21 protein-coding genes are annotated in these 19,229 nt (G+C 54.6%); 6 read left to right on the top strand and 15 right to left on the bottom strand.

The features are described 5' to 3' along the window. Positions 1 to 229: 229 nt before the first annotated feature. Complete coding sequence (locus D1224_RS10710) at positions 230 to 1,321, top strand: nucleotide kinase domain-containing protein (protein ID WP_182482241.1); 1,092 nt, start codon at positions 230 to 232, stop codon at positions 1,319 to 1,321. Here D1224_RS10710 and D1224_RS10705 read toward each other — a convergent pair. From D1224_RS10705 to D1224_RS10660, 10 genes are all read right to left on the bottom strand, one after another. After that, entirely contained in the window at positions 1,305 to 2,603 is a 1,299-nt protein-coding gene (locus D1224_RS10705; protein WP_119379858.1) for a MazG nucleotide pyrophosphohydrolase domain-containing protein, read from the bottom strand. The genes D1224_RS10710 and D1224_RS10705 overlap by 17 nt on opposite strands. Positions 2,604 to 2,618: 15 nt before the next feature. Beyond that, the gene (locus tag D1224_RS10700; RefSeq protein ID WP_147372371.1) at positions 2,619 to 3,449 is read right to left on the bottom strand and encodes a hypothetical protein; all 831 of its coding nucleotides are present in this window, start codon (positions 3,447 to 3,449) and stop codon (positions 2,619 to 2,621) included. Next, on the bottom strand, positions 3,450 to 4,112 hold the full coding sequence (locus D1224_RS10695) for a C1 family peptidase (RefSeq protein WP_119379856.1): 663 nt from the start codon (positions 4,110 to 4,112) through the stop codon (positions 3,450 to 3,452). After that, positions 4,109 to 5,131 carry an ImmA/IrrE family metallo-endopeptidase gene (locus tag D1224_RS10690; protein ID WP_119379855.1) on the bottom strand — a complete coding sequence of 341 codons (1,023 nt, stop codon included), beginning with the start codon at positions 5,129 to 5,131 and terminating at the stop codon, positions 4,109 to 4,111. The genes D1224_RS10695 and D1224_RS10690 overlap by 4 nt, the downstream gene beginning before the upstream one ends. Next, a complete protein-coding gene (locus D1224_RS10685) occupies positions 5,118 to 5,492 on the bottom strand; it encodes a helix-turn-helix transcriptional regulator (RefSeq protein ID WP_119379854.1) in 375 nt (124 codons plus the stop codon). The genes D1224_RS10690 and D1224_RS10685 overlap by 14 nt, the downstream gene beginning before the upstream one ends. 1 nt (position 5,493) lies before the next feature. Then, on the bottom strand, positions 5,494 to 5,784 hold the full coding sequence (locus tag D1224_RS10680) for a hypothetical protein (protein ID WP_119379853.1): 291 nt from the start codon (positions 5,782 to 5,784) through the stop codon (positions 5,494 to 5,496). Between the two features lie 364 nt (positions 5,785 to 6,148). Next, positions 6,149 to 7,588 carry a phage terminase large subunit gene (terL, locus tag D1224_RS10675; protein WP_119379852.1) on the bottom strand — a complete coding sequence of 480 codons (1,440 nt, stop codon included), beginning with the start codon at positions 7,586 to 7,588 and terminating at the stop codon, positions 6,149 to 6,151. Next, positions 7,581 to 8,027, bottom strand: a complete 447-nt coding sequence (locus D1224_RS10670) for a DUF5681 domain-containing protein (protein WP_119379851.1) — start codon at positions 8,025 to 8,027, stop codon at positions 7,581 to 7,583. The genes terL and D1224_RS10670 overlap by 8 nt, the downstream gene beginning before the upstream one ends. Continuing rightward, complete coding sequence (locus D1224_RS10665) at positions 8,027 to 9,451, bottom strand: site-specific DNA-methyltransferase (RefSeq protein ID WP_119379850.1); 1,425 nt, start codon at positions 9,449 to 9,451, stop codon at positions 8,027 to 8,029. The genes D1224_RS10670 and D1224_RS10665 overlap by 1 nt, the downstream gene beginning before the upstream one ends. A gap of 252 nt (positions 9,452 to 9,703) precedes the next feature. Continuing rightward, complete coding sequence (locus D1224_RS10660) at positions 9,704 to 9,937, bottom strand: helix-turn-helix domain-containing protein (RefSeq protein ID WP_119379849.1); 234 nt, start codon at positions 9,935 to 9,937, stop codon at positions 9,704 to 9,706. Between the two features lie 109 nt (positions 9,938 to 10,046). Here D1224_RS10660 and D1224_RS10655 point away from each other — a divergent pair, with 109 nt between their 5' ends. From D1224_RS10655 to D1224_RS10635, 5 genes are all read left to right on the top strand, one after another. Beyond that, entirely contained in the window at positions 10,047 to 10,505 is a 459-nt protein-coding gene (locus tag D1224_RS10655) for a hypothetical protein (protein ID WP_119379848.1), read from the top strand. 137 nt (positions 10,506 to 10,642) lie between these two features. Beyond that, on the top strand, positions 10,643 to 11,797 hold the full coding sequence (locus tag D1224_RS10650; RefSeq protein ID WP_119379847.1) for a hypothetical protein: 1,155 nt from the start codon (positions 10,643 to 10,645) through the stop codon (positions 11,795 to 11,797). Between the two features lie 214 nt (positions 11,798 to 12,011). Beyond that, on the top strand, positions 12,012 to 13,628 hold the full coding sequence (locus tag D1224_RS10645) for a class I adenylate-forming enzyme family protein (RefSeq protein WP_119379846.1): 1,617 nt from the start codon (positions 12,012 to 12,014) through the stop codon (positions 13,626 to 13,628). Further along, positions 13,625 to 14,446 carry an HpcH/HpaI aldolase/citrate lyase family protein gene (locus D1224_RS10640; protein WP_119379845.1) on the top strand — a complete coding sequence of 274 codons (822 nt, stop codon included), beginning with the start codon at positions 13,625 to 13,627 and terminating at the stop codon, positions 14,444 to 14,446. Before D1224_RS10645 ends, D1224_RS10640 begins: the two co-directional genes overlap by 4 nt. Before the next feature lie 193 nt (positions 14,447 to 14,639). Next, complete coding sequence (locus D1224_RS10635; RefSeq protein ID WP_182482240.1) at positions 14,640 to 15,329, top strand: TetR/AcrR family transcriptional regulator; 690 nt, start codon at positions 14,640 to 14,642, stop codon at positions 15,327 to 15,329. Positions 15,330 to 15,447: 118 nt separating this feature from the next. On the opposite strand, the gene D1224_RS10630 is transcribed toward D1224_RS10635, so the two are convergent. Genes D1224_RS10630 through D1224_RS10610 form a run of 5 tightly spaced genes read right to left on the bottom strand, consistent with a single transcriptional unit; the run spans position 15,448 to position 19,229 of the window. Further along, the gene (locus D1224_RS10630; protein ID WP_182482239.1) at positions 15,448 to 16,230 is read right to left on the bottom strand and encodes an enoyl-CoA hydratase/isomerase family protein; all 783 of its coding nucleotides are present in this window, start codon (positions 16,228 to 16,230) and stop codon (positions 15,448 to 15,450) included. Further along, positions 16,227 to 17,132 carry an alpha/beta hydrolase gene (locus D1224_RS10625; protein ID WP_119379842.1) on the bottom strand — a complete coding sequence of 302 codons (906 nt, stop codon included), beginning with the start codon at positions 17,130 to 17,132 and terminating at the stop codon, positions 16,227 to 16,229. The genes D1224_RS10630 and D1224_RS10625 overlap by 4 nt, the downstream gene beginning before the upstream one ends. 2 nt (positions 17,133 to 17,134) lie before the next feature. Beyond that, complete coding sequence (locus D1224_RS10620; protein ID WP_119379841.1) at positions 17,135 to 17,887, bottom strand: SDR family NAD(P)-dependent oxidoreductase; 753 nt, start codon at positions 17,885 to 17,887, stop codon at positions 17,135 to 17,137. Positions 17,888 to 17,890: 3 nt separating this feature from the next. Continuing rightward, positions 17,891 to 18,706 carry an enoyl-CoA hydratase/isomerase family protein gene (locus tag D1224_RS10615; RefSeq protein ID WP_119379840.1) on the bottom strand — a complete coding sequence of 272 codons (816 nt, stop codon included), beginning with the start codon at positions 18,704 to 18,706 and terminating at the stop codon, positions 17,891 to 17,893. Positions 18,707 to 18,728: 22 nt separating this feature from the next. Further along, positions 18,729 to 19,229 carry an aromatic-ring-hydroxylating dioxygenase subunit beta gene (locus D1224_RS10610; RefSeq protein WP_119379839.1) on the bottom strand — a complete coding sequence of 167 codons (501 nt, stop codon included), beginning with the start codon at positions 19,227 to 19,229 and terminating at the stop codon, positions 18,729 to 18,731.

The raw sequence follows: 19,229 nt of genomic DNA, 5'->3' as shown, positions 1-19,229 counted from the left end.
GTTAGTCCAGACACAGTGAGACTGCTTGTTCCCGAAACCAGTCATTAGGTGTTGTTGTCAAACTCAGGATTCTCCGAGCGATCTGATCGCATCGAGTGAGCTGGAACATCAGTCTCCGTGAGCACACGGATTATACGCCAAGAATCTTTGCTTGCGAGTAGCAACGAATTAACACGTTATGGATTGCCTGAGGTACACCTCTTTTTTGGCATATGGATAAGGTATCCAAATGATTATTGGGCAACCGGAACTGTTCCAAATAAATATTGACCGACAGGAGTCATTGCCCTGGAGCAAATTACCTATCATCGAATCGATCGAAGTTGAGGGATATGATCTTGCTGTAACTCCGGTGTTCTCTGCATACTGGTACTTTGCGACCGAGCGACAGAAAATTTTCAAGAAACGCATCGCGGGGGCAAACAGTTCTGTCTTCACCGAAGATCCAATTCTCTCTACTTATCGCTTCACCAATGCTTACCGAGCCTCTGATAGGGTCAGTCAGTATCTGATTTCACAAGTCATTTATCGTGATGATCTGCCTAGTGACGATACGAACATTTTTTTCCGCATAATGCTCTTCAAGCTATTCAACAAGATTGAAACTTGGGTTGCATTGGAAGGCGAGTTCGGCCCCCTGACATTCGAAGATTTTTCATTCGAAGCCGCAGACAAGTTTCTGTCTGGAAGACAGGATGAGGGGATTAGGAATTATTCAGCGGCGTATATCATGCCGTCAGCAGGACGAGTCTTTGGGTATAGACGTAAGCATTCAAATCATCTGCAGCTTTTGCGATGGATGATAGACGAGAAATTTCATAACAAACTATCCAATTCTTCGTCCATGGAGAGCTCTTACGAACTATTGTTATCGGCCCCGTCAATCGGGCCCTTTTTGGCATTCCAGTTTACAACAGATTTGAACTACAGCCCTCTGATTAACTTCTCAGAGATGGAGTTCGTGGTTGCCGGTCCTGGCGCAATTGATGGGATATCGAAGTGTTTCAAAGATACGAAATCATTGTCCCATTCATCTATAATTAGACATATGGCGGAGAACCAGCATCGATATTTCGAGGAATTGACACTGCATTTTGATGATTTGTGGGGACGACCTCTCCAACTTATCGATTGCCAAAACCTCTTTTGTGAAATTTCCAAATATTCTCGCGTGTCACATCCAGACGTGCCGGGCGTTTCTGGCAGAACAAGAATAAAGCAAAAGTTCACACCAGCGAGCCGACCTCAACTTCCATGGTATCCACCGGATTGGAATGTGAATGATAAAATTTCCGGAGAACAGTTTAGACAATCGGCTTAAATTCGACGGATCTCGCTTTCAAATCGACGACGACACGCCCCTCTTTATGTTCGCGGAACAACTGGAACAGTTTGTAGCCATCCCTAATGGCGTTTTCCCATTCCCAATATTTGTTCGTAAACGGCTCGTGCCCGATCGATAACTGATGCACCAGCTTCAATAGTGAAAACGGGATCGTTTCGTCTTCCGGAAATAACGTTCGATTTTCCGCAAGCACGTCAGGCTGTCGGAGACCTGCAACTCGCGCGGCTTCACAGTGAATTACCTTAACAATTGCCTCCTCAACGACCGCGGCACGTCCTCCGTCTTCGACTTCATCAACAGTCTTGTCACTTTCGCGCTTCGTGCGGATCAATTTTCTAAGAACAGGCGACCATCCAAGATGAGCGGCGTTGGCAAGATGCATCACATCATGAAATCGATATCCATCCGGTTCATATGCATTGTCTTTTAGCTGATCACCAAACGGGTCCCCTTGCCAACGCATTTCCGAAACGGTGTCACTGACCGAGACAATATCAATCTCCATATATCTCGGTAATTGTTCTTCTTCCGGGTCCGCCTCGTCATGGAGCGGAGTCGGGGGACCACTCGGTCGTCGGAATCTATTCTTCTCCACGTTCTTTTGAGCAACCGCGTCCAGCGAAATGGAGTAGAGTGATGCAACTGCTGCGACATGCCATGCTATTGCTCCGAGAATTGCGCTAATATCTCTGTCCTGAAGTTGTGTGTTCAGCTCCAGCTCGACGTCTGGCAACGTGTGACGCATTAACTGAGCGCCAAGCTGGGAAAGCACTGCCGAACAGACAGTTAGCAACGTATCGTCATCGGTTCTTGCCGTATTGAAGGCGACTTTCTGGTAATCGCCAAAAGTTCGCGTCTCCAAGGGTGGCAGGTTTGCGGCAGCATCCAGAAATTCTGCTGCGCGTTCTGGTGACAAAACCTCCCTAATGCGCGACCCACGCTCGTTATTGTTACCAACCTCCCGGACCAATTTCTCAATGTCATTTTTAAGCAGGTCAGTGTCCGTTCCAGAAAATTCTTGGCGAGCAAGAGAAAAAGCATACCACATGACATCACCAAGTTCTTCTTCCAGTTCCGCCCGAGCAACGGCAGAGTTAAGAGCGCCGCCCTCTCGTAGCGTCTCTTTCTTTATCGCAGAAACGACGGAACCAATCTCGCTCATCAATCCCTGAATATTGATTTTTTTACGAACATCATTAGGAAGATCGGCAAATTGATCTGACCGGTTTATGAAGGCTGTATATTGAACAATTTGCATGGTCGTGTGTATTCTCTAAGCTGCTGTATCGGCTCTTGCGCCACTCATTATTTTCTCACAATCTGCGATTAGTTCCTTGGTGCCGCTCTTGTTCCAAGCCTTGCTTCCGCGTTTGGAATCCGTGATTCCGGTATCCAATTCGGCGAATGTGGAATGAATGGTGAGCGTGCCGGGTTCGTGGCCCGCTTCCCGGGCTATGAAGTTCAGCAGTCTTCCAAGGCCGATCAAGTTGCCAAGCGTTTTCGCAACATAAAAGTGGCTTCGATAGAGCGCCGTCATGTGGAGCCGCACCTTCTCTCCGTCCAGTTCCGGTTTGATTTCAATGAAGCTTAGACACTGTCGACCACGGAATTTGTTGGCGTCACGAACAGGATGGAACAGGCTGAGTTCGTACATGTGATAACGATTGATTACGTCGTCCCGAGCAGGTCCGAACTTTGAAAGGTTCTCAATCATTGTCTCCAACTGATTTTCTGTTGAACCGTCCCGGCCTTTCTTCCAGGAAATCATTCGATGGAAATACCGTCCCCAGTCCGGGACAGCTTTCTTTATCCGCGGAAACTGGCGTTCATAGCGGTCATAGAGAAGCTGACGGTCTCCGGGGACGTATAGCTCTTCCGGAAAAATCGTATTTGCCACAGTCGAAATGGGAAATGACTTGTGCGCTCGCAAAAACTCATCGACGGCCGCAATGAGTTCATGATCGCTTTCTGAATGAGCAACAGGGTCTGCGATATGCAAGATCAAACCGTATTGTGGTCCATCATCTCGCAAACGTCGCGCCGCGTCGAGCCATGCACTTGCACAAGAATTGCTTGGCTGCATCGGGTTGTAATAACTTTGCATCTAAATCTCCTGAAGGCGAAAGCCGCCCATCCATCTATCGCGAATGTGGCTTTCGCTGATCCACGCATGTCCATTGTCTCCCCAACGCGCTCCCCAAGAGTTTCGGATGAGGAGGTAACTGGTGTTGCCTAGTTCGCCGCTTCCAACGGCCAGCAAGGCATGACCTGCACCTTGGGACGGGTGCTCTGTTTCATCCGGAACAACGGCGTCGCCGGTTGAGCGGTCAACATTGAGAAAAGCGGTCCCGATATTCAGTCCAATGATCGACGCTTCGCCTTGGCCCAAGTTCGTGGAAATCTCCGAAAAAGCTGAGCTGACATCCAAAGTTTTGGCATGAAAAAGTTGCTCAGGAGCAGGTGTTGGCGGTTTCCAGTGATCGGAATCAACATTTGATGGCACATAGGGCCAGAATGATTCATCAGGCTGGCCATTTTTGATCAGTACATGACGCGTGGACTGCAGGGTGGAGCCCGCATTTGGCGGATCACCCGCGTACTTTACAGCGTGATAGTAAAGCCATTCGATGCAAAGCGGGTCGGCACACCTGTGCAATGCCTCGTGCGCTGATGTCGTCGCGAAAGCCAAGCAGGTTGGTCTGCGCCCCTGATTGCCTACACCAGCAAAACTTGCCCGTAGATCCGTATGCACTTTGATCTTGCTCATCTAAGACGCAACAACCGATCGCGTTGCGGCTCGTATAGCCCGGGGTCACGCGAAACCGTGTTGGTGTATGTGAAGCTGAATGACTTTGGTTCATCATCCGGGTCCCACGACTTGGTTTCGCGCAATGTGTATTGCCCCTCAGAAAGCCGGCTTGGATCACCGAGAATAAATCGACGACTGTTGCCGCCCAAGTTTTGCGGATGAAGCGCATTGCACTCATCTTTCAGCACCACAAAACCGGCATCCTGCAACTCATCAAATGTCCAAAGGTAACCGGAGCTCTTATGTTCCTCCAGTTTCAACAAAAACAGGTCATTGCGGTTTGCTTCGATGGTCCCGCCTTCATCTCTTTCGGTCAGGCGCCAAACATCCCGATGAGCCCAGCCATCGACTTGAAAATCGTCAACGAGTTCTTCTTTCAGCGACTTCGGCTGGACCTTCTTCAGATCTCGCCGCAGCGTAGCGGAAATCAAATTCTCCCTCTCAAAAGCCAAAAGTGTTGCAGAGTAACTTGCTCCAAATCGCAGTGACGCTTGATAAACCGTTTGAGGGTTCTCATAGTCGCGGCCCGTTAACTCATTGGCGTGGTGATGCTTCTCGATCAAAAATCGAGGCAACACAAAATGCGATGCAAATGCATCCGCCTCGCGCTCCTGAACGGGCACTTTGCTATAGCTCCCGCCTGCAACAGGCGTTCGCCTCAATATGTTATCATCGTCTGCATGAGGCGTGTGGTTCATAATCATGTGACCAAGTTCATGCCCTGCGGTGAAGCGTTGCACGCCTATTGGACGCTGCGTTGTGATTATGATGCCACGCTCACCGTCCTCGTTCATGTAGGCGCCCAGCAGTTTGTCTAGCGGTTGAAACATCAACATCGCTCCGGAGCGCGAGATAGCGTCGAATACGTCCACACGCATAGACTCTCGAAGCCTGTCTGGCGTTGCGAGGTCGCGATGCAGGCGCATGGCCGCCCGCATACCTCTCATAATGGCTATACGGTCATTACGGATTGCCATCGCCGACCTTCGATTTTGCTTTTAGAAATTCAGCAAATTTCTGGAGTTCACCGCGATCCGTTTGAGATAGCTCGGTCGCGGTTCGCGCTAAAAACTCAACATCTGCTGGAACACCTTCAACGACTTCATCAGTGAACCATGAAGTTGGTTTTTGGTATAGACGCGCTAGTTGCCGAAGCTCCAATGCGCTGATCGCTCTTTTACCACTTTCAATTTCAGATACTGCGGAACGCTGAATTTGTAAAAATTCAGCAACTTTTGCCTGACTCATGCCCAAGTATTCTCGGGCCTCCTTCAGTTTACGTTGCAATCGTTCTTTTTCGTTTTCCGGGCCGGCGAAACCCATTTTTACGTCACTCATTTTACACCTCCTCCTGCGCTTTTGCTGTCGCCCACGCTTGCTCAGCCTCTTTAAGGAAGGCCGTTACGCAGCTTTCTGCGTCGGAAAATCCCCCAGCCGGGATTTTGTCTTCGGCGATTGTCACGCTGATTTCGTCTTCAATTCGCAGTGAAATTCTGAGTGCGTTAAGCGAATCAATTTCGGGTTCCCAAGAGCCCTTTGAGCCGCTGTTGCCGCGTTTGATTGCTTCATCCTTTATCGACTTTATTTCGTCGCGGATCGCGCGCTCTAATTCTGCTTTTGGAAACGACATATCATACCCGTCTATTTTTCCGACCTTTCTCCCATATGTGTCGGATATTCCGACATGTCAAGTTTCATATGATATTTTGAGGCCCGTTCAAAATGGCTCCCAAAAACATCGCGTAACTTATTCTAAATGCTCACTACACTGAGCAAATCGGTGTTTACGTTGACCTTCAAGGATAACGACACTACGTGGAGGCTTATGACTATCTAACGACCGCTTTTGCGCCCGTAGCAGCCGGTAAGCGGTCTAGATTGCATAAGGGGCCACTATGCGAAGCGGCCTCGATAAGTGACACGCTTCTCGGTAGCCGCCCCATGTTTCTTTCATTTCAAGGCCACCATTACGCCAACCGCTATGCTCGGCTGCATCATCTTGCGCGCCGCTGCATCGAACGCCGTTCCCGCACTCTATCAGGCTCAAGCCACGTCGCCCGCAGTGATATGTGCGCGAGAAACTGGCTGAGCGCATCGACCTGATCATCGTGCCGGGCGTTGGGAAACCCCAGGAGTTCATGGCGAAGCTCCGCAAGCCAGGAAGCGTCTTCCGGAAGCCTGACAAACCCTTCAGCGAGCTTGATTGTTTCTCCGATCATGCGGTCCTCCTTGTCGAGCCTGGGCTGGAATCCAAAGTACCGTGATCGCATACCGGGCCCTCGCCTGAGGTCCTGCAGAAGGGAGATTCCCGACGATGCGCGCTCGATCACCACTCTATCGGCATGCCAGTGCTGCTGCTGCCTCAGTATGGCCTGTTTGAGGTCCGGGAAGTCCAGACGCTGGCGAAACACGTCCAGCAGATCCCAAGCGTGATTGCGATATCCAAAACTCAGACAGACGCTTGGGTCACTGTCGGGCGCTGCCGACATGCCGGTATCCCAGCTCTGCACGACTTGCTGGTATGCCGTTCGTGGCGGGTTATCATCAAAACGCGGAAACCACTCCCACCGGATGTGTCCGCCGCCTGGCCGGGTCGGATTCTGCAGGTACTGGGCATTGAAGGCGAACTCCCCCATCTCGCGCCGCATGCGCTCAAGCTCCTCACGAGGCTCGCGCGCCTGAAAAAGCACATCTCCGACCTCGCGGCGATGCACCTGATCAAAGCCAAGATTGAAAACTCCCGGCTCTGCAGCAATCGACGGCAGGTTGAGGTGCGTGTACTCGCCGCCCAGAATGAGGTTGCCGGCCAGATCATCCTCATGAAGGCGCTGCTGAATGACGATGACACGACCCGTGCGCCGGACATTAAGGCGCGAGAGCAGTGAACCCTGGAAGAATTCCCGGGCATTTTCTCGCTCAGTGTCTGATCGACCTTCATCGGCCTTGAGAAGATCATCGACGATCAGGATGTCGGCCCCGAAGCCGGTCACAGACCCGCCACGGGCGACAGCCAGTCGGCCGCCCTGTCGAGTGGTTTTGATTTCCGCGGCTCGATTGGCGCGTGGATTGATACGCATCGACGGAAAGAGCTGCTGGTACCAATCCGTTTCAACCACTGTGCGGAACTGATGCGACAGCTCATTGGCAAGCTGGCCACCATAGCTCGCCGTGATAATCTTCAGCGCAGGATTGCGCCCGAGGGCCCAGGCACAGAAGCCAACCGCAGTGCAGATCGATTTCAGATGGCGGGGTGGCACCGTGATGAGAAGACGGGTCATCCTTCCCTCATAGACATCCTCAAGCGCCTTGCAGATCGCCATGATATGCCAGTTGCGGACAAACTCCACGCCGGGGTGTAGTTTTGAAAATGCCTTCTGGACGAAGAAGTAGAGCGACTGGCGCTGCAGAGCGGCAAGTGTTCGTGCGTCATTCATGACGGTCTCCCTTCTTTGAAAAGAGTTCCCACGCTTCCTTCAGAATGGCCTCGTCTTCGGCTTCAATGTCGATTTCTGATGCTGGGCTGGCTGCATCAGTTTGGCGATCGCCTTCCTCAAGGGTCGCATACATCGATATGAGTCGCTCGGCGGCCCGCAGATCCCCTTTGAGCGCTTTTTCCACCATTCGTTTGAATATGAGTTCCAGCCGACTGGCTTTCCGGCGCACACCGTTCTCAACATAGTCGATGGGGGTCAGCAGCGTTTCGAAAACGATTGTCTTCTGGCTCTTCGCCCCTTTGGGCCGCCCTTTCGGATTGCCGCTCTGGCCGGGTTTGAACCGGCTGTGTTTGGGCGGCTTTCCATAGCCAACCTCTTCTTTCGGCTCAGGCGCTTTGCGCATGCGCACTCTCGGGTCGTTGATCGGTCTGATCGCCATTAGCCTGCCCTCCCCGTTTCGGAAAACACTGTTGGTGGCGTGCGCGTCCGCGTGCGGATTACGGGTGGTGCTTCAAGGGTGGCGACGGCATTTGTCCGTCGCGCTTCGACCACCTCGAACGCTTCACCGGTTTCCTCAAGCGTCGCTGTGAGCCCGCAGACCGCTTCGACACGGCGGATCGTCGTATCGACATAGAGCGGATCAAGTTCGATCAGCCTGGCCTTGCGACCGGTCCGTTCCGCCGCGATGAGCGTCGTCCCGGCCCCACCAAAGAGATCGAGGACACTATCGCCGCGTTTCGAAACGTCCTGGATCGCATCGGCGACGAGTGCGACGGGTTTGACGGTCGGGTGCAGCTTGAGATCGGCCATCTGCCCGCCCGGCGTATTGGCCCCCGGATAATCCCACACATTGGTCCGGTTGCGGCCATACCGGCCGAGGTCAACATTGTTGGTATGGGCGGCGCCGGAAACACGCGCGACGAGGATAAGCTCATGCTTGGAGCGGTAGAGCGACCCCATGCCGCCATTGGTCTTGTTCCAGACACAGAGATTGAGAAGCTCGAGACCGGCCTCCTCGCTCACATCCACGAGCGGAGCGATGGAGCGCCAGTCCATGCAGGCGAAGATGACGCCGCCCGGACGGGTTGCCTCACGCGCCCTTTCCATGCTCGATCGCAGGAACCCCCGAAACTGTTCGGGCGTCATTTCGCCGGACGCCATCACGAACTCCCGGTGCTGGACCGCGCCGAGGCCGCCCATATGGCCCTTGACTGGGACATTATAGGGCGGGTCGGTGAAGACCATGTCTGCGACCTCACCTTGCAGCAGAGCCTGATATGTCTCGGGCAGCAGGGCATCGCCGCAGATGAGGCGGTGCGGCCCGATCTGCCAGACATCCCCGGGCTGCGAGACAGCCGGGCCGGACAGGGCGTCCGCGTCTACCGTATCGGCCGGATCAGCGCCGCCCTCCTCTCCGGCAAACAGGATGTCGATTTCCGGAGTCTCGAACCCGGTAAGCTCGAGATCAAAGCCGAGGATCTCGATTTCCTGGAGTTCAAGGCGGAGCAGCTCTTCGTCCCATTCACCCGCTTCGGCGAGCTTGTTGTCAGCAATGCGATAGGCGCGGATCTCGGCCTCGCTCAGATGCTCGACGCGTATGGCCGGTGCCTGGGTGAGCCCAAGACGCTTTGCTGCCTCGACCCGGGCCTCGCCGGCAATCAGCCGGTTCTTCCGGTCGATCAGGATAGGGCTCACCCATCCGAACGTCTCTATGCTGCGGGCAAGCTTGGCGAGTTGCTTGTCGGAATGCCGACGAAGTGTGCGCTCGGGGGATTTGATATCGGCGAGGTTAACCTCGACCAGGGCGAGGGAGTTGGAGCCGGTCAGGTTGCGGACCTGTGGCGAGGTGTTTTCATAAGGCATGAGAGCCTCCTTGAAGTTGGGGCTTCAAAGAAGGCAGGCGACAGCGAATGCAACCAGGGCACACAAGGCTCTCGCCGCTTCCTTCGAAGCGGTTGAAATTGCCCTATTTGTATCCCTTGAAACGTCCGCCCTTATCCGCTCATGCTCGATCAGAATGCGTCCATCGCACTTGTCTATCTAGATGCCAATAATTGCCACGTCAATACACTAATACATTGTTTTTTATGCACTAGTTTCTTCGTCAATTAATATTCAGCGATCCGCCGAAGGTGGCTTTTTCCAATGGGCAAGAAAGGCGGACGGCTTCACATCGAGCGTGATCGCGAGCAATTCCAGCGTCAGCGCGGTTGGATTGCGCGCCCCTCTTTCAATGCCGCTGATATAGGTCCGGTGCAGGCCGCACTCGAGCGCCAGCGCCTCCTGCGACAGCCCGCGCGCCTGGCGGACTTCCTTGAGATTGTTGCCGATGAGCCGCCGTATATCCATGACGGCAGCGAAGCCGCCCCGACCAATATAAATCTACAGACTATAAGTAACATAAGATAAACAGCTTCGAGCTATCCCTGAGCCATCGCAACCTCAGGGAGATTTTCTTATGCGTATTCTTGCTGTTTCTATTGCCGCTCTTGTCGCCTCCGGTGCTGCCATGGCCCAGTCCGGTCCATGGCAGTCGGTTGTCCAGACCGATCCTATAACAGACGAAAAATCAGTGATCGCCGTTACCCAGGCCAATGACTACATCGCGCTATTTATCGGCTGCACGAACGGCACCATCTATGCTGGCGCGACCACGACCTATTTCGATGTCGAGTTTGGAGACTATCGAACGGTCACATGGCGCGTGGACGACAACGCTCCTGTCAGTGAAGCCTGGGAAAACTTGGAGCACGGCGGAGCAGCCGTCTATGACGAACCGGGCCTCGCATTCGCCCGCCAGGTCAGACAGGCCAAGACCAGGGTCGTTGTGAAATCCGGAAGCGACACGCAGGTGTTCAGCGTCCGAGGCTCGACGGCTGAAGTGGGTAAGGTGCTCGACGCTTGCGGGCATGACTAAGCTCAGCGGCTTGAAATTCCGCTCTGGTGCGCTTGAGGTTGTTCTAACTTTGTTCCAATCTTGTCAGCATGTCTGGCACGGGTCCTCTAGATGGGGTCCATGCCTAGCCTTTGCAGTTTCCAAGGGAGGCCAGCTGAATGACAGCGGAAAAGCGATACACCCGCGAAGAACTTTATGACTTGGTCTGGACAAAACCCGTCAGCCTCCTCGCGCCAAAGCTTGGTATATCGGATCGTGGCCTGACCAAGATCTGTGATCGTCACGAGATTCCAACACCGGGACGAGGCTATTGGGCTAAGCTCGAAGCGAACAAGCGCGTGAGGAAAACCCCACTGCCGCAAACAGACAGTCCTGCGCCGAGATACATCTATATCAGAGCGACTGAACAGCCCTCAGACCCAGCAATGGGAGCGAAAGCCCAGGCGGAAGATATCGAACGAGAGCTGAGCCCTGTCGAAATCCCCAGGACGTTCCATAGCCTGCACCCCATCGTCGCTGAATGGGTCGCCGCGCACAAGCAGGACCAAGCCAGACAGCTACGCGAAAGTCGAAATCGCAGGAATGACTGGTTCGCACCTCGGCTACGCGAAGACCTTACAGAAAGGGATCGGTATCGCTTTCTCGTCACAAGCGCGTTTCTGAAAGCCATGGAAAAGCTTGGCGCATCCGCTAAATCCGGCGAACTTCGGGGAAAACCCGCGCTCGTAATATGTGGAGAAACCGTCGAGTGCACGATCATTGAGAAAATGTTGCAGAAGCATGTCCAGTCCCATGACCAGGGCTGGACGGCTTGGCCGGAGTTCTTCAATTCGAATCTCGCTCCTTCCGGCTTTCTCCGCTTTACAATCAATTCCTGGAGCTTCAGTGGGCGTGATTTCATAGAGACTGAGAGCCGGCGCGCTGAAGATCTCCTGCCTAAGTTCATCGCTCATGTGATGGCGACAGGGCCGCTCCTGGTTGAGCAACGCAAGGCCAGAGAAGAATGGCAAAGACAATTCGAGAAGGAGCAAGCTGAACGTGCCGAGAAGGAGCGGCTGGCTCGTCTTGATGCCAGGCGCTGGGAAGCGTTCAGGGAGATGGCGCGAAACTGGGAGGACAGCACGCGGCTGCGAGGCTTCATAGGCGCGCTTCAGCAGGCACCAAAACAGCACACTCTATCCGCGGGCGAGCAGGATCTGGAGACCTGGATCCGGTGGGCAGAGGAAAAGCTGATGCAGATGGATCCGCTTGCTCAAGGTCTTGAAAGTGTCCTTTCAAAACTGGAAGTCTGCGACAGCTCCGACCGGTACTGAGGATCGTCGGGGGTAAGTGATCGAATACCGGTTGCATAATGCGGTGCATGTGAAGCAGATCGATATGTTGGCTTTCGGCGCTCACTCCGGGTCGTCCTGCCAGCAAAATCCACCTGTTCCGCTGACAATACCTCTATCAAAACAACTCCCTCATTGCGCCAAATTTGAGTCGGTGTAGGATTAATAAAAACAGTGTTAAAAAATTGAGGGTCCAATGTATCAGGTCGATTTGAAGGAATCTTTTTTCCCCGCTCAAGGTTTGCCTCTACCGGACCCTCAGACCATTGGTGAGATGTTGCGCGCCTCCTGCGCGGCTGCTCCGGACCGGCCTGCCCTCAAAGAGCTTGGCTCCGGCGGGGAAATCGAACGCGTATGGACCTATGCAGAGCTGATTGCCGATTGCGAGCGCCTCGCCAACGCCATCGCGGCGCGGCACGCGCAAGGTGCACGTGTCGCGATCTACGCCAACAATATTCCCGAATGGATTCTGCTTGAGCTGGCCTGCGGTCTGGCCGGCGCAACCTTGGTGACGGTCAATCCCGCGTACCAGAAGCGGGAATTGGAATATGTTCTCCAGCAGTCACGGGCTGAAGCGATTTACTATGTTGATGAATTTCGCGGCAATCCGATGAAGGAGATTGCAGACTCAGTTTGTGACCAGATCCCCGCGATCAAGCACCGTATTCTTCTGACCGACCATGCAGCGCTCTACGCCGACGACACCAAGCCTCATAAACGTCAGACAAAACCTGAAGATCCAGCGCAGATTCAGTACACATCAGGCACGACCGGGTTTCCGAAAGGCGCCTTGTTGCATCACAACGGGCTGGTTCGAAACGGGATTGACGCGATGACGCGCGGTGGCATGAAGCCAGGCGACTCATTTGTGCATCACCTGCCCCTTTTCCATACCACGGGATGCGCCATCCTTGTGCTTGGCGGTCTTGGCGTCGGCTCGACGATCCTGCTGGCCAAACAGTTTGACCCTCCCATGATCGCCAAGGTGATGGAACGTGAAAGAACGGATTTTGTGCTTGGTGTGCCGACCATGCTCGTTGCACTGATAGACGAGATTAAACGAAGCGGCCGCGATGTCTCGTCGACGTCCCGGATTATGGCGGGAGGGTCGATGGTCTCGCCAGATCTCTGTCGGAAAGCCCACGATGTCTTCGGCGCGCCGATCCAGATCGTTTATGGGCAGACCGAGTCATCACCGGTTATCACACAGGCTTGGTATGACGACACGATCGAAGACCTCACTCAGACGATAGGCCAGCCGGTGCCCTATACCGAAGTTTCGGTTCGCTCGCCGTCGGACAATACCGTGTTGCCCATCGGTGAACAGGGCGAAATTTGCTGTCGTGGCTATCAGGTCATGTTGGGATACAACGAAAACCCTGAAGCAACCGCAGCCGCCATCGATGAGGAGGGCTGGCTTCACACCGGAGACCTCGGCCGGATGGATAAACGCGGCTACCTTCGCATCACCGGCCGGGTCAAAGAGATGATCATCCGGGGCGGCGAGAACCTGTTTCCAGCCGAAATTGAAAATGCGCTCCTTGAACATGAAGCGATCGACGAAATCGCCATTGTGGGTGTCGCTGACGAAAAATGGGGCGAACAAGTCGCGTGTTTCATGCGAAGTCATGGCGACGACCGACCGGACGGGGCGGCTCTCAAAGCCTTCGTGCGCGAACGCCTGTCCCCGCAAAAAACACCTGCTTTTTGGGTATGGGTCGAGGATTGGCCGCTGACGGGCTCAGGCAAGATACAGCGATTCAAACTTAAAGAGGCATTCGAACGCGGCGAATTCCAGGATCATCTATCATGACGCGGCTTCCAACCTATCGCAGCCTTCTTTTCGTGCCGGGCACGCGTGAGGACAGGTTCGACAAGGCTGCGCGCGCTGGTGCTGACGCTATAATTATTGATCTCGAAGACGCCGTGCAGCCCTCTCGGAAGGCAGCAGCACGCGAAACTGCTTTGGTCTGGCTGGCAAATAACTCCAAAGGCGTGGACGTCGGATTGCGCATCAATTCACCTCGCACGCCCGAAGGTAATGCGGATCTCGCAGCGCTCGCCGCATCAGGCTTGCGCCCGGCTTTCATCATGGTGCCCAAATCGCAAACTGATATTGATCTTGAAATCGTTTCGGAGGCAACGGGCTGCGAGCGCATCCTGGCGATAATCGAATGCGGCAGAGGACTGCACCATGCCCATGAGATCGCTTCCAGAAGCCCTTGCGGAATATTGTTTGGCGGCGTCGATTTTTCTGCAAGTCTTGGCGCCGATCTGGACGACTGGGACGCGCTGCTCCATGCAAGAAGCGTGATTTCCGCAGCGTGTGGAACGGCTGCCATTCCGGCATACGATGCGCCTATGCTGGACGTATCGAACAATGCCCAACTGATTGAAACAAGCAGTCAGTCGCGCCGGCTCGGCTATAGCGGACGCGCATGCATCCATCCAGACCAGGTCGAACCAGTCAATGAGGTCTACGTACCGACTGCAGAAGAGCTGGCAAATGCAAAAGGCATCCTCAGCGCCCTCGAAGCCGCGGATGGGGGTGTGGTGCTGTTTAACGGAAAAATGATCGATCGCCCTGTAATTCTCGCGGCCCAGAGACTGATTGATCGCGCGCGGCCCTAGGCCGCCATTGTGATTTTCAGGCTGCAACCGGCGTCAAGGATTTTTCGGCCTTGAAAAGCCCGTCTTTCGGGTGAGCCGCTTGATCAGCCCTACCCTTCCCAACCGGCGCAAACCAAAGGCTGTTTGAAGATCGGCATGGGTTGGTAATGGGCAGACTTATTGCTCAAACCACCAAAGGCTGCGTTCCCTTTGCGTGTTCGAGCTGGGCCGCTTATTGAACCGCAAAAGATTGCTGTACGAATTCGAAAGTCCCCTGATGCCCAGACCCGCATATTCAGCCGAGGAAAACACAACGATCCGGGAAGATTTTCTGGACGGAGCAATAAAGCTGTTCCGACAGGTCGGTGCCGAAGAGTTGTCGCTACGGCGGCTCGCCAAGCATTTGGATATCAGCCACACCAAACTGTATCGCTACTTCGGCAGCAAAGAAGAGCTCCTGATTGCGATCCGGCAGAAGATTCTCGAAGAGTTGCAGGTGGAGATGTATGCGCAAGATCCAACCGACGCATCTGCAACAGCTCGCCTGAGAGCAGCCAGCTATGCTTTTTGCAAATTCGCGGTGTCGAACGAGAAGGAATATTTTTTCCTGTTTTCCGACGAGATCGAAAACACCAGGAATTCGAAGGCCTATCTCAAGCAGCGACAGGCCTTGTTCAATTTTATTGTGGAAATAGCAAAGCAAGCTCAAGTCAAAGGACAGACAGATCTGGACGGGCGCACGCTCGCCAATCTCGCTTGGGCAACCATGCACGGATTGTTTCTGCTGCACTTCAGAGGACAATTTGTAGAAGGGCGGTCATTTGAAGACCTGTTTGAAAGCGCCATGAGCTTGCTATTTGGTCCGGCGAAAGACGAGGCATGCGGCTCATCCGGCAGCAGATAGGATCCTACCAACGCGCATAAGGCTTGGAGCGTCATGGTATTTACGTTAGGAAAAAAAGGACCCCTGAAACGATAGGGATCTGGCGATCTAACAATTGGAGCGCTGCTGCTGGCCGCGATCAGCCTAGGCTGATGAAATCCGCGCTGCGCTTTTCAGTATAGGCGCGAAATCCTTCTTCGAATTCTTCACTCGTCAGACCGCGAACCTGGTCGCGCTCTTCATCAGCCAGGTCCTGTTCAAAACTTGGCTGCTGACGAAGCCGGGCCTTAACCATCGCAACTGCGCCGCGAGGCAGCCTTGAAAGCCGTTCGGCTTGTTTGATAGCCGCCGACATCACCGCGCTGTCGTCGAGCACCCTATCAGCCAGCCCTATTTCGACGGCACGTTCACCCTCAATCGTTGCTGTTTCAAGAATGAGGCGACGAGCCTGGGGTAGACCGACCCTCAGCGGGAGACTGCGCATCATTCCCCAATCGGGGACCAGGCCCAGTTTCAGAAATGGGACCATGATCTTCGTCGATCTGCCGACGAGGATATAGTCTCCCAGCAGCGCCAGCCCAACCGCGCCGCCGGCCGCAATGCCTTCAGCTGCCGTCACAATCGGAACATCTGCGTTCCAGATGATGCGGCACAGGCGATGGATATGCTGCAGCCGTTCCCGCGCACCTTCTTCCGAAAGTCCTTGCATGGACGGCACATCCCCGCCAGCGGAGAGGTTTCCTCCGACACCGCCAAGGACAATGGCTCGTATGTCTGGATCTTCAACAATCGCCGGGAGCGCTTGAAGCAACGCTTCACGGACGTCGAAATTTACGGCATTCAGCTTTTCAGGTCGATTAATCTGGATCCGGCAAACATGATCTGCAGGTTGGTCTATGAGGATTGGCGAAGTGTCACTCAACTGCCTGTTCCTTTTTGAATGATGTGCTTGCGTAAAAATGCGGCCATGCCGTCGATCGCGGCCCGCGCCTCAGGCAATTCATCTGGAAACTGCTGAAACACATGTATCATGCGGTCCCAGACCTGACAGGTCGCTTCGCCGCCAGCTGCCTTGATTGCGGCTGCCATATCGCAAGCATCGCTGAGCACGGTTTCCCGGTCTCCAACCTGGATAAAAACCGGAGGCATTTCGCTAAGGTCGCCGTGCAGCGGGGACGCAAGAGGCTGCGCCGCATCAGCGCCGCCAAGATAGTTACTCGCCATCCGCCTTATCATTTTCTGATTGTGGATCGGGTCGCTCCCGGCGCGAGTGACATAACTCTCACCATTCGCTTCAAGATCGGTCCAAGGCGACATCAACCCGATCGCTGCTGGCAGGGGCAAATTCTCGGCTTTCAGCTTCAATGTCGTCGCAAGCGCCAGATTTCCGCCAGCCGAGTCGCCGACAAACGCGATATTATCGGGCGATGAGCCAACCTCCAGCAACGCCCGATAGACCTTGAGGCAATCTTCGATAGGAGCTGGAAATGGATACTCGGGCGCGCACCTGTAGTCGACGTAGAGACCAATGCTCTCACTTGCTTCGCTGAGGCGACAAATAAGATCGAAATGGGAGCGGAGGGACCCGACCTGGTATCCGCCGCCGTGCAGATACACAAACAGTTTGTCCTTGGGCAGATCATGTCGACCAACCCATGCGGCTTCAACGCCATCGAAGCGTTCCATGATCGGAGCGGGTTTCATGGGTTCGACGCCGAACAACAGGTCCCAGTCAGCACGCATCTGGGCGACCGTGGTATCGCGCCCCCATCCCTTATAGACAGACAGCACGCGTTGGATGATCTCGTCGATTGGTTCCGTCATCTCTAGCACCCCATGCCACCCGAGACGCCGAGCACCTCACCAGTAATAAATCCTGCAGCAGGTGAAGCCAGATATGTCACGGCAGTTGCGACCTCTTGCGGCGTGCCCAGCCGTCTGAGCAAGGTTGCGTTGCGCATGGCCTGCTCAAGTTTGTCGCCATTCTCGCCCGCAATCGCAGCATCCAGTAGCGGCGTTTGCACCGGACCGGGGCACACAGCATTTGCAGTGATGCCGAAGCGCGCATTTTCCCGAGCAAGTGACTTTGTGAATGCCAGCACGCCGCCTTTGGCAGCCGCATAGACCGCGCCGCCTTTGGAGCCCTGCCGACCGGCTTCGGAGGATATGTTGACGATCCGGCCGTAGCCGCTCGCCTGCATGGTCGGCAATGCGGCATGTGTGACTGCGAAAACGGCTTCTAGATTGATCCGCAGGAGCATCTGCCAGTCAGACGGCGAAGTATCGGTAAAGAAAGCGTGCTGATCAACGCCGGCATTGTTGATCACGATATCGATACGCTTGCAGTCCGAAACGATCTTCGAGACGGCTGCCAAGTCACTCAGGTCAAGTTTTACGAAGTCGCTCCTGGTCTGGTCGGCGATCGCAGCTCCAGAGGCCTCGTCCCTGTCGGCAAAGATGACCTTTGCTCCGGCCTCACTCAATTGGTGAACAATCGCGGCGCCGATTCCAGCAGCGCCGCCTGTCACAAATGCGACCTGGCCCGAAAGGGCGTCGGCCCTGAAAAGAGCGGAAGACACAGCTTACCGCCCTTCAAACTCAGGATCGCGACGCAACATGACCGCGTCCAGCGCTTCGCGCGCATCATATGTGCCCGAAAGTTCAGCGACGGTGCGCGATTCCTCGGGCAGACAGGCTTCCACACCGGTGCCGACCCCGTTCCAGAGCAAGCGCTTTGTTGCGGCAAGCGCGAGCGGTGCGCCCCTTGCCAGTTCCTCGGCCAAGGCACGTGTTTCCGCGTCAAGATTCTCGTCATCCACGACGGTATTTATGATGCCCAGGTCCTGGGCTTCAGACGCCGACAATACGGTGTTGCGCAGCAGCAGCTCCATCGCCTTGCGAAATCCGACGAGGCGCTGCAGCGTGACAGAAGCGCCAGCATCAGGGGCCATGCCTGCACGTGTTGCGCCGGTAAGAAATTTCGCGCTTTTGCCCGCGACCACAAAATCGGATGCACAGACGAGACCGAATCCCCCGCCGCCGGCCGCGAAGCCGTGAACGGAAGCGATGACTGGGGCATTCAGGCGTATGAGTGCGCCCGCGACAATTTGCAGAAGAGACGTCGCCTCACGCAAATAATCGGGAAGCTTCTCGCCTTTCGAGGCGAAGACCTTCACATCTCCCCCCGCACAAAAATGCTTTCCGTTGCCGCGCAGGATAACGACGCGGACTCTGGAGTCGCCGTGGATCTTCATGATGGCCTTGTAAAGGGCCGACAGAAACTCCACCGTCATTCCGTTAGCGGCATCTGGGCGGTTAAGCACCAGTTCGGCGATTCCATTCCGCAAACTGACAAGAACGGGGCCGTCTCCGATCAGTACTTCGTCGGCGTCGTCCATAATTTCTCTCCCATTCATCGCATTAGACCAAGAAGGCCAGCGTGTAGAGCGCCTTGTCATTGTTCGCGAGTATGACTGTCTTCTTCGCTATTTTGAAACTCGCTCCTTCGCGGCGCAGTCGATAAATGTTTCTGGCCGCCCAGACGAACTCACCGCGAAGATTCGATTCGAATATCAGCGCGTTTGCAGACGCTTCGATCTCGCCATTGTCGAGAACACTTATTTCAACGTTCGAGATAGTGCGCCTCAGGCTCGATGCGGGCTCCTGTGCATAGCGACGTCCGGTATGAAGCTGCCGTACGCGCAAGGCGATGCGCGAACGATTGTCATAAATGATCGACATTTCCTTCTCAGGATCAATGTCTGCCCCATTGGCCGGCACCCAGTAGACACCATCGTCTGCCCATAGCGCTTCCCACTCATCATAATGATGCTCATCCTGAAGGCGCGCTTCCGTGTAGATGAACTGACTAACGGAGTGGTACAGGACGAGGTTTTCAACGGAATCTTCGGTCACAAGCAT

It is taken from the genome of Henriciella barbarensis, from assembly GCF_003576345.1.
Lineage (GTDB): Bacteria > Pseudomonadota > Alphaproteobacteria > Caulobacterales > Hyphomonadaceae > Henriciella > Henriciella barbarensis.
Note: the sequence above shows the minus strand (reverse complement) of the source record. Positions and strands in the feature narration are given on the sequence as shown.